Origin of the sequence: Zoogloea ramigera (genome assembly GCF_006539865.1) — a bacterium.
GTDB classification, from domain to species: domain Bacteria; phylum Pseudomonadota; class Gammaproteobacteria; order Burkholderiales; family Rhodocyclaceae; genus Zoogloea; species Zoogloea ramigera.
This window is the reverse complement of sequence record NZ_BJNV01000017.1, coordinates 17,942-27,918: the sequence shown is the minus strand read 5'-3', so window position 1 is coordinate 27,918 and position 9,977 is coordinate 17,942. Positions and strand designations below refer to the sequence as shown.

General features: G+C 70.6%; 6 protein-coding genes. 2 read left to right on the top strand and 4 right to left on the bottom strand.

The window, feature by feature from the left end:
* Positions 1-74: 74 nt before the first annotated feature.
* The 3 genes from ZRA01_RS21235 to ZRA01_RS07275 all read right to left on the bottom strand — a co-directional run bounded on the left by ZRA01_RS21235 (position 75) and on the right by ZRA01_RS07275 (position 5,313).
* A complete protein-coding gene (locus tag ZRA01_RS21235) occupies positions 75-3,536 on the bottom strand; it encodes a class I SAM-dependent DNA methyltransferase (RefSeq protein WP_281279851.1) in 3,462 nt (1,153 codons plus the stop codon).
* Positions 3,537-3,710: 174 nt separating this feature from the next.
* The gene (locus ZRA01_RS07280; protein WP_141350789.1) at positions 3,711-4,736 is read right to left on the bottom strand and encodes a hypothetical protein; all 1,026 of its coding nucleotides are present in this window, start codon (positions 4,734-4,736) and stop codon (positions 3,711-3,713) included.
* Between the two features lie 37 nt (positions 4,737-4,773).
* Positions 4,774-5,313 (bottom strand): hypothetical protein, encoded by a 540-nt coding sequence (locus tag ZRA01_RS07275; RefSeq protein ID WP_141350787.1) that lies wholly within the window; start codon positions 5,311-5,313, stop codon positions 4,774-4,776.
* Positions 5,314-5,532: 219 nt separating this feature from the next.
* On the opposite strand from ZRA01_RS07275, the gene ZRA01_RS07270 reads away from it, so the two are divergent.
* Together ZRA01_RS07270 and ZRA01_RS07265 are read left to right on the top strand one after the other, a co-directional pair.
* Positions 5,533-6,171: an SCO family protein gene (locus tag ZRA01_RS07270; RefSeq protein ID WP_141350785.1), complete on the top strand. Its 639-nt coding sequence runs from the start codon at positions 5,533-5,535 to the stop codon at positions 6,169-6,171.
* The gene (locus ZRA01_RS07265; RefSeq protein ID WP_141350783.1) at positions 6,168-7,730 is read left to right on the top strand and encodes a hypothetical protein; all 1,563 of its coding nucleotides are present in this window, start codon (positions 6,168-6,170) and stop codon (positions 7,728-7,730) included. Before ZRA01_RS07270 ends, ZRA01_RS07265 begins: the two co-directional genes overlap by 4 nt.
* Positions 7,731-8,044: 314 nt before the next feature.
* Here the strand turns inward: ZRA01_RS07265 and ZRA01_RS07260 are convergent, their stop codons facing one another.
* Positions 8,045-9,910 carry a multicopper oxidase family protein gene (locus ZRA01_RS07260; protein WP_141350781.1) on the bottom strand — a complete coding sequence of 622 codons (1,866 nt, stop codon included), beginning with the start codon at positions 9,908-9,910 and terminating at the stop codon, positions 8,045-8,047.
* Positions 9,911-9,977: the final 67 nt, after the last annotated feature.

Genomic DNA, 9,977 nt, shown 5'->3' with positions numbered 1-9,977 from the left:
GGGGGGATGTCGGGGGCGTAACCCGACGCATCCCACGCAGTAACCCGACGCACCCCGCCCCGGCCGGTGCCGCGTCAGTCGGTGCGCCGGTACAGCCCGGCGTCCTGCTGCACGCGGCCGAGGTCTTCGAGGGCGTCCAGCACGGCCTGGACGCTGGCCATGGGGGAGCGTTTGAAGGTGGCGGCGACGGCGGCGGCGGCGAGGGGGGCGGGGTGCAGGCTGGCTAGCACGGCGGCGATCTGTTCGCGCATGGTCTTGGGCCAGGCGGCCTTGCCGGTGGCGGTGGTGGTGGATTGGCCGGCGGCGGCGGGCTCGGGGCTGGCGTGGTCGGGGGTTTCGATGGCGGCGTGCGGGCCGGGGGTGGCGCTGCCGGGGTGCTGGTAGGCGGGGCGCAGCCAGTGCACCTGGCCCTGGGTTTCTTCGGCGGCGCGGGCGGCGTTGAGGGCGACGAGGCGGGTGAGCAGCTCCTCTTCGGCGGCGGCCTGGGCGTCGGGCTTGTCGGGCAGCGGGGTGGTGGCGCCGGGCAGGCCGACGAGCTGCCCGGCGAGGTCGGCCCAGCCGTAGGCGGCGAAGACGGCGCGGTCGAGCTCGTCGTGCAGGGTGCGCAGCACCGAGACGAGGCCTTGTTCGTGGAGCGTTTTGTCCTTGGCGCCGAGGGGCTCGCCGCTGCGCAGCTTTTCGAGCACGTTGTACATGCCGGTGAGGGTGAGCCCGGCGTGGGCGGCCTGCTGGCGCTTGCGGTGGGCGTCGATCTGCTCGGCGAGCTGGCGGATGGCGTCGGCCTGGGCGGGGGTGGGGGCCGGGAAGGGGAAGGTGTCGAAGCAGACCGACTTGTTATAGCGGGGCCGATCCTCCAGCGTTCCGCCGGATGCCAGTGACCAATAAACATGCACCCGGCTCGACAGCACGCCGAGCACCAGCGCGTCGTCGGAGGCGACGACAAGAAGCGCCTGATCGGGCATGACTTCACGCGGCAGGAACTGAAACATCCGATGTCGCGCAGTGATCGCCGTAACGATGAAGCGCTCAAGCTGCCTGATCGAGTCTCGCATCAGCGGCTGGTTCTCGCCGAAAAGCCACCAGTTGTCCCGGTAGGTCGCCCGCGGGTTGAGGTCACGTTCTGGTTTGGCCCGGGTCAGCAGCCACTGGAAGACATCCGGGGCCCTGGTGCGGAGTTCCAGTTCGCTCATGGGGTAAGGGTCAAGCGCCATGACACCGCGAGGGCGATCGGTGATGTCCTTGCCGTTGCGGTACGGGACCGACAGCTGCTTCTGGGGGTCGAGCCGCTCCGCCTCCTCAGGGGAAACAATGAAGCCCGAGGCAAGAATCTGCACTCCGCGGTTCGCAATGCGGCTGTTCGCCAGCATCGGCACGCTCGCCGACAGGTTGGCGCCGATGCGGAGGTCGGCGTGGAGCGAGCCCCGGCTTTCGACCAGGGTGACGTTGCGCTCGTCGCCATCTGTTTCGCACTCATCGCGAACGGATAGCAAGCAGCCCTCGCCCTCCCCCGCCGCGCCCACCGTCATCGCGATGCGCACCGCGGCGCCGTCGGCGGCGTCCACCCACGGGTGGTCGGGGATCGCGAAGGCCAGCGACAGCGGCGGCTTGGCCTCGAGCTGGGCCTGCACCACGCGCCGGTTGAAGGTCTGGCGCAGGCTGTTGGTGGTGATGAAGCCGAAGCGCCGGGCGGCGCCGCTGCGCACCGCCTCGCCGGCGATGTGCCACCAGTACATGACGAAGTCGGCGGATTCGGGCACCGCCTTCCAGGTGCCGCGCACGGCGTCGACGTAGCCGTCGCCGAGGGCGCGGCGCATGGTGGCGGCGCCGATGAAGGGCGGGTTGCCGACGATGTAGTCGGCCGCCGGCCACGCGGCCTTGGCGGGCGCCAGGTAGCACAGCTGCTCGACCTGGCAGGCTTCGTCGGGCACCGGCTCGCCGGTGATGGGGCTGGGCTTGTAGCTGAGGCCGTCCCAGCGGGTGAGCGGCTTGCCGTCGTCGCCGGTGAGCACCCGGGTGCCGTCACAGGCGATGAGGGCGTCGCGGTTCTCGATGTTCTTCAGGTCGCGCAGCACGGGCTCGGGCGGGTTGATGCTGCCGTGGGTGCGGAAGTGCCACTGCAGGTAGCCGATCCACAGCACGAGCTCGGCGATGCGGGCGGCGCGGGGGTTGATCTCGAGGCCGAGGAACTGGTTGGGGCCGACGGTGATGCCCTGCAAATCGAGCAGGCCCTGGGATTCACCGAGGTCGTGGAGCAGGTTGAGCACCTCGCCCTCAAGGCGCTTGAGGTGTTCGAGGGTGACGTACAAAAAGTTGCCGCTGCCGCAGGCGGGGTCGAGCACGCGGAGCTCGCACAGCTGGCGGTGGAAGCGGCGCACCTCTTCGATGGCCTCCTTGCGCTTGCCCTGCTTTTCGTAGGCCAGCGCGGCCACCTGCACCTCGCCCCACTCAACCCGCAGGGGCTCGACGATGGTCGGCAGCACGAGCCGCTCGACGTAGGCGCGCGGGGTGTAGTGGGCGCCAAGCTTGTGGCGCTCGCGGGGGTCGAGGGCGCGCTCGAGCAGGGTGCCGAAGATGGCCGGCTCAACGTAGCGCCAGTCGGCCCGGGAGGCCTTGAGGAGCAGCTCGAGCTGGTCGCGGTCGAGGGCGATGGCGCGGCTGTCGGCAAACAGGCCGCCGTTGAAGCGCAGCACCTTGTCTTCGAGGATGGGCGAGAAGCCGCCGGTGTTCATGCTCTGCCACAGGCTCTCGAGCATGGGGGCGAAGTTGGCGGGCTTGCCGTGCAGGCGCTCGAGGAGCTGGGTGAAGCCGCGCTCGGGGAGCAGGCCGACGTCTTCGGCGAACATGGTGAACAGCGCCCGCATGAGAAAGCTGGCGACGTCCTCGGCGCCGTGCCCGCCGGCTTCGAGGGATTTGGCCAGCGCCGCCAGCTGGTCGGCGATCTGGCGGGTGACCCGGGCGGATTCGCGGGAGGGGTCGAGGCGCATCGGGTCGAGCCACAGGGTGCTGAGGCGCTCGCGGATGTCGGGGCGGCGCAGGTCGGCCAGCCGGATGCGGAAGTGCTTGGGGTCGGGGAAGGCGGTGTAGTTGCCGCCGGAGCGGCTGAACTCGGCGTAGAGCTCGATGTTGCGGCCGACGTCGACCACCACGATGAAGGGCGGCCGCCCCTCGTCGGCGGGCAGGGCGCGCACGTATTGGTCGGCCTGCTTGTGGGCAGCGACCATGGCGCTGTCCCAGCCCGAGGTGTCGAGGGCTTTGCCGCTCTGCTTGGCCTCGAGCACGAAGGCGCCGCGGCGGTAGAGGTCGATGTAGCGGTCGCGGGGGCTGCCGTCGGGCTCACGCATCACCACCCGGCGCTCAAATACATAGGCGTTGTCGCGGTTGTCGCCCGAGGCCGGGTCGGGCGTGGGCAAGCCCAGCAGCGCGCACAGCTCGGTGAGAAAGAGCTGGTAATTGGCCCGCTCACTGCCGCCGGCCTTGCTCCAGCGCTCGATGAAGGCGTCGATGCTGCTGTCTGCTGCGTCTGCTGCTTTTGCCACTTCTGCTGCTTCTGCCACGGGGTGCCACCGATCACGAAAACTCGAAGAGGCGGCATCTTAACCCGCCGGCATGGGCTGCGGCGGGTGCTGCGGCACGAAGGGGGCGATGCGGGTGGTTGCGCCGGATTCACCGGCCGGGGCGGCGTGGCGTGGGAGGCGTCGGGTTACGCTGCGCTAACCCGACCTACCTGGACTGCCCGCCCCCGGCATCGAACGCCGCCTGCGGCACCCGACGAAAGCCAGCAAGGCCGAGCCCACCAGCGCGGGCACGGAGGGCTCGTCCACGGCCTGGGCCGAGAGAATCTCGAACCGCCAGGCCTGCCGCGCGTCCGGCAGGTCGACGACCCCCGCCGTCCAGGAAATCTGCCGGCCCGGGGCGATCAATTCCAGGCTGGCGAAAACCGAGGCCATGCTGTCGGCCACCAGTAAGTCGGCAAAGTCGCCCGCCGACGGCATGTAGTCGTCGGTCAGGATGATCCGCAACAGGCCGCCCAGGCTGAGGGTGCCATCAACCAGCAGCTGGTCGTAGCTCAGGACGCCGCCCAACAGGCCCAACTCCAGTTCGAGCACCGAATCCTGCTCGAGCTCCAGACCATCCTCGAACTGCAGCGCCCCAAAAGACGCCCCCGGGCTGATCACCCCCTTGCTCTTCACCGCCCCCTGCACCACGCCGGACCCGCTGAGCCGGCCCTCCTTCTTGATGCCGATGCCGTTCTTCGCACCGAGGCTGCCGCCGCCTAGATTCACCTTGCCGCCCAGGAGGGCCGCATCGAGGGACTCCAGCTCCAGCGTCCGGCCTGCCTCGACGTGGATGTCGCCGTCGTGATCCACCGCCATCGCCTGGTCCGGCGCGCCCAGCTTGAGGTCGCCGCCGGTCACCTTGATCGCGCTGCCGACGCCGCCCACCAACTTTCCCATCACCGCGCCGAAGCCTTCGATGCTGCCTCGCTCCTTGAGCTGCAGGGTCTTGCCGGCCAGCATGCCGATGCTGCCGTTCGCAATGCCGATCTTCTCGGTGGCGAGCAGGTGGTCCGTGCCCGAAACGACTGCGCCCGCCCCGATCTGGAGGGGCACATGCAGGGCGCCCTGGGCCTTCAGCGAATCGCCGAGCCCCAGCGGTGGGAGCATTTCCGGCAGGATGGGATTGCCGTTGAGCGAGAGGCGGGTGTCGACGGTGGAGATCTTGCCGTCCAGCAGCACGCGCTCGAAGAGCCGGTCGTAGGGCCCGGTCGCAGGCCTACCGCCCGGACACCGGCCCGGGCAGGGCTGGCCCGGTGAGGCCGGGGCCCGGGGGCGGGCCGGAGGCGTTGATGGCGGCCGGCACCGGGGGCTGGAGGGGTAACTCGCCGATGGGGGTGACGAGGGTCGGCTCTGCCGGGGCTTCGCCCGGGGCGGCCGGCGTGGCATCGGGGACGAGGGTGATCAGCGTGCCGTCACTCTGGCGGCGCAGCACGACGTGGTCGGGCTGCACCTGCTCGACGCGGAACTCGCTGCTGTAGAGGCCCCCTTCCGGCACCAGCAGCGGGGCCTTGCCCGGCTCGGCGAGCACCGCGACGGCGGCAGAGCCGGCGCCGGCGATCACGCCCTGCAGCGCGGGGGCGGGGGCAGGGGCCGCAGGCGCGGGAGGGGTCGTGGCCTGGGCCGGAGCCGGCATCGCCTGAGGTGCGGGCCGGGGCGCGGGCTCGTCACGGGGCGAGCACGCGATCAGACCGCCGGCGACAATGATCACGATGGTCAGGAGACGCGGGGAGCCGAGGCCGTTCATGGTGATGTCCATTCAAGAACCGGGCGCGGCGCTTCCCGGTGGTTGGCAAAAGCTTACGGTAGCACCCGCGTGCGCCCCCTTGAACCGCCGCTGCGCCCTTAAGAGGGCGTGACACAAAATGGGACAAGAGCGCGTGATCTGCATCACGAAGCCCGGCTCCGACGGCCACCACAATCGGGGCTCGGCACACGTCCGTGCGCCCCGACTGCCCCCGACCGCCCCGAGCCGACCATGCCCCGAAAGCCCACCCCCCTGCCCCGCTCCGCCCGCCGCATCGCCCTGCTGGCCCTCCTCCCGCTGGCCCTGCCCGCCGCCGTGCGGGCCGGGGAGCACGATCACCACCACCATCATCACCACGTCGCGGCGCCGTCCAGCGCGACGATCAGCCGCAGCGAAACCCGGCTGACCCTGCCCAAGGTGGCACTGAAGACCCAGGACGGCAAGGCCGTCGCGCTGCCGGAGCTCATCGACGACGGCCGCCCGGTGCTGCTCAACTTCACCTACACCAGCTGCACCGCGATCTGCCCGCCGATGACGCGGATCTTCGCCGAGGTGCAGGACAAGCTCGGCGCCGACCGGGCGCGGGTGCGCATCGTGTCGGTGTCCATCGACCCGGAGGAAGACACGCCGAAGCGCCTGCGCGACTACGCCCGCCAGTTCGGCGCCGCCGAGCCGTGGGTGTTCGTCACCGGCAGCAGCGCCGCCAGCGAGTCGGTGCAGAAGGCCTTCAACGCCTACCGCCCGGACAAGATGGGCCACACGCCGCTCACCTTCCTGCGCCGCGCCCCCGGCCAGCCGTGGGTGCGCCTCGACGGGCTGGCCCAGGCGCCGCAGATCCTGGCCGAACTGCGGCCGATGCTCGCCCCTTGAAGGCGCCGCTGCTCGCCCTGCTGATCGCCCTGCTCGGCGCCGCACCGGCGGTGGCAGACGAGGCGCTGATCGACGAGGGGCGCAGGCTCTACCGCGACGGCCTGCGCGCCGACGGCACGCCTGTAGAGGGCCGGCGCCACGCCGGGCCGCCGCTGCGCGGGCGCGACATCGCCTGCGTGCAGTGCCACCGCCCGAGTGGCCTCGGCACCGTCGAGGGGGTGGCGATCGCCCCGGCCATCACCGGGCGTCACCTGTTCAGCCCCGGCCAGCCGCGCGCCGGCAGACGACCCCGCCAGGCCCCCGGCATGACGCTGCACGACCATGGCTTTCGCACCCGGCCGGCCTACGACCTGCTGGCCCTGGCCCGGGCGATGGCCGACGGCATCGGCCCCGGCGGCCAGGCCCTCGACCCGCTGATGCCGCGCTACGCCTTGACGACGCGGGAGGTGGAGGCGCTGGCGGCCTACCTGGGCAGCCTCGGCGCCACGCCGCCGCCGGGCATTACGGACGAGGCCATCCACCTCGCAACCGTGGTGGCCCCCGATGCAAGCCCCCGGCGTCGCCAGGCCATGCTCGATGTGCTGCAGCACTGCGTGGCCGAACACGGCCCGCGCCCCGGCAGCGAACGGCGCCCGTGGCGGCTGCACACCTGGAAGCTCCACGGCCCGCCACCCACCTGGCCCGCGCAGCTGGCGCGGCATCTGCGCGAGCAGCCGGTGTTTGCGCTGCTGTCCGGCATCGGGCGGGAATGGGCGCCGGTGCATGAATTCTGCGAGGCCGAGAGCCTGCCCTGCCTGTTTCCGAACACCGACGCTCCCGGGCCGGCGCCGCGCAGCTCCATCTACCTCTCACCCGGGGTGGCCGTGGAGGGGCGCGTGATGGCGCGCTACCTGGAGGACAGGCCACGCCCCCCGCGCCGGCTGGTGCAGGTGTTTGCCGCCGACGACATCGGCCGCCTCGGCGCCGCCGCGCTGGCCGCCGAACTGCCCGCCGCCGCGCGGCTCGACCTGCGGCCCGGCACACCCCCACCCCTGCTGGCCGAGGGCGACGCGCTGGCCCTGTGGCTGCCCCCCGACGCACTGCGCGAGGCCCTGGCCACGCTGCCACCCCTGCCGGCCGAGGTGCTGGTGCTGGTCTCGGCTACCCTCGGTGAGTTGGAGCGCCGCGACGAGACGAGCCTCGGCGCCACCACACTCCGCCAGCTGCGGGTGGTCCACCCCTTCGACGCGCCAGGGCGACGGCTGGAACGGATGGTGTTTAACCTCGGAGGCTGGATGAGCGGCCGCGGGCTCAAGCTCGCCCGCGACACCGAGCGCCTGCAGGGCGACACCTGGTCGGCCTGCGCGGTCACCGCCCGGGCGCTGTACACGCTGGACGCCACCCCCTCGCGGGAGGGCCTGCTGGAGCGGGTCGAGGACGCCTACGCCGGCGCCACCACCACCGCCTACCCGCGCTTCACCCTGGGCCCGGGCCAGCGCTATGGCTCCAAAGGCGCCTATGTGATGCGCATCAGTGCGGACGACCGGCTGGAGGTGGAGGGGGAGTGGGTGGTGCCGTAAGGGGGGGCTAGCGGCTTTCCGTTGTTTGGCGTTGCTCCACGGCCGGGTGCGCAAACCCGGCCGTGGAACGCGACCCGGCCGATGTGGCGCCGAACAACGGAAAGCCGCTGGTCTCCATCAGCGATCCGCAATCGCCTCGGCCAACGAAACGTCAAGCAACGGAAAGCGGTTGGTCTCCATCAGCGACCCACACACATCACTCAGGCTACCACCCCCCATCAGCGAACAGAAACCAAAGCCAAGCAAAACGGCCAGGCCGCCCCGAAGGGCGAACCTGGCCGCAGCCGCAGCCGGCAACCAGCGCCCTGCCCGTTTTACTGCACCACGAATCTCCGCATCATCTCGTGGTCTTCATGGGACAGGATGTGGCAGTGCCACACGTATTCACCCGGCCGGTCGAAGGTGGCGACGATGCGGGTCACCTGGCCCGGGTAGGCCAGCACGGTGTCCTTGCGGCCCTGCTCGTTGGGCAGGGCGGGCACCGGGGCGCCGCTGAGGGCGATGTTGGTGAGATAGCCGCCGCTGGCCACGCCGCCCGGCCCCATGGGTTTGGGCTGCAGCACGCCGGTGAAGCCCTGGCGGTCGAGCACGCGGAAGTCGACCAGGTGCAGGTGGATCGGGTGGGCATCCACGGTGGTGTTGTAGAGCTCCCAGATCTCGGTGCTGCCGTTGGCGATGGTCTCGGTGACCGGGTCGGTGTACAGGAAGGTGCCAAAACCCGCGCCGGCCGGGTTGCCGGGCGCCGGGTTGACCGTGCCGAGCATGGTCTGCAGGCGGCCGTAGGCGTCGGTGCCTTCGAAGAGCATCAGCTTGCGCACCTTTGCGTTGGCGAGCTGGGGCACCGGCAGGCGGCCGTGCACCGGGCGCAGGTTTGAGGGCACCCGGTTGCCGGTGAGGATGGACAGGCTGAAGCCGAAGAAGCCGAGGGGCTTGGTGACGCTGAAGGCCATCACCCGGTCGGTGGTGCCGGCCACCGGCGGCAGGCCGTTGGGGAAGGGCGTGTTGGCGCTGTTCATCATGATGACCTTGCCGTGCTTCGAATTGACGACCGTGGAGAAATCCACCAGCACGTCGGCCCGCTCGCCCGGCGCCAGCACCAGGCTGGTGAGGGCCACCGGGCTGTTCATCAGGCCCAGGTCTGTGCCGATCTGCCAGAAGGTGAGGCGGGTGGCCGGCAATTTTTCAAGGGCGAAGCTGAGGGTATACACCCGGGAGTCGGAGCCGTTGAGCAGCCGCAGCCGGTACATCCGCCGCTCGCAATTGAACAGCGGCCAGGGCACGCCGTTGGCGACGATCACGTCGCCGAAGAATTCTGGCAGGTGGGTGGGGTTGGGGGCCTGGGGGTTGGCCGGGTCGGTGGCCGGGTAGCTGAGGCCGCCGGTGGCTCTGAACTGGCGGTCCTGGATGCAGATCGGCAGCTCGTAAGGGTAGCCCGGCAGCTGGCCGGAGGCGACCAGGAAGTCTTCGTTGAGGTCGCGGATGAAGTAGTTGCCGGCGAGGCCCATGTACACATTGAGGCGGGTCACGCCGAGGGCGTGGTCGTGGTACCAGAGGTGGGCGGCCTCCTGCCGGTTGTCGAAGGTGTAGGTGGCGCTGTAGAGGCGGCCGCGATAGTCGGGCATGCCGTCCTTGTTCACGTCGGGCGAACTCCAGGCTTCGGGCAGGCCGTCGCTGGCGGTCACCTGATCGCCGCCGTGGCGGTGGGCGACCAGCGGCACCGGGGCGCGACCGCCAAGGTTGCCGGGGTTGGCCCAGTCGAGGGTGGTGTCGACCGGCAGGCGGTGGGGCAAGGGTCCGGCGCTGTTCATCAGCTCGTTCACGTAACGCACGGTGATCGGGATGCCCCGGCGCACGTTGAAGGTGCGCCCCGGGTAGGACGGCGCCTGGCGGTTGGAGCCGTAGCCCCACAGCGTGGTGGTGAGCGCAGCGCCGGTGGCCGGGTCGGTGAGCCCGAGGGCGGCCTGGAACTCGCGGATGCGCAGCGTGTAGGCAGTGCCGAGGAAGCTGTCGGGCGCAAACAGGTTGGCCGGGTCGAGGGGGTTGGGCATCAGGCGGGTGAACTGCCGTTGCCGAGTGCCCTGGAGGAGCGCCGGCGCCGTCTGGGCGAAGCTCCAGGGCGAGATGAGCGACGAGAGGAGCCCTGCGCTGCCAGCTTTGAGTAATTTGCGTCGGCTTACCATTTTCGTTCTCCCATCTGCACCGGTTAGTGAGCCCTGGAATTAAGGGTTAATAGCATTTAGATACAAT

Coding starts and splice junctions, on each gene's coding strand:
- ZRA01_RS07260 (WP_141350781.1), bottom strand. CDS start 9,910: ATGGTAAGCCGACGCAAATTACTCAAAGCTGGCAGCGCAGGGCTCCTC.
- ZRA01_RS07270 (WP_141350785.1), top strand. CDS start 5,533: ATGCCCCGAAAGCCCACCCCCCTGCCCCGCTCCGCCCGCCGCATCGCC.
- ZRA01_RS07275 (WP_141350787.1), bottom strand. CDS start 5,313: ATGGACATCACCATGAACGGCCTCGGCTCCCCGCGTCTCCTGACCATC.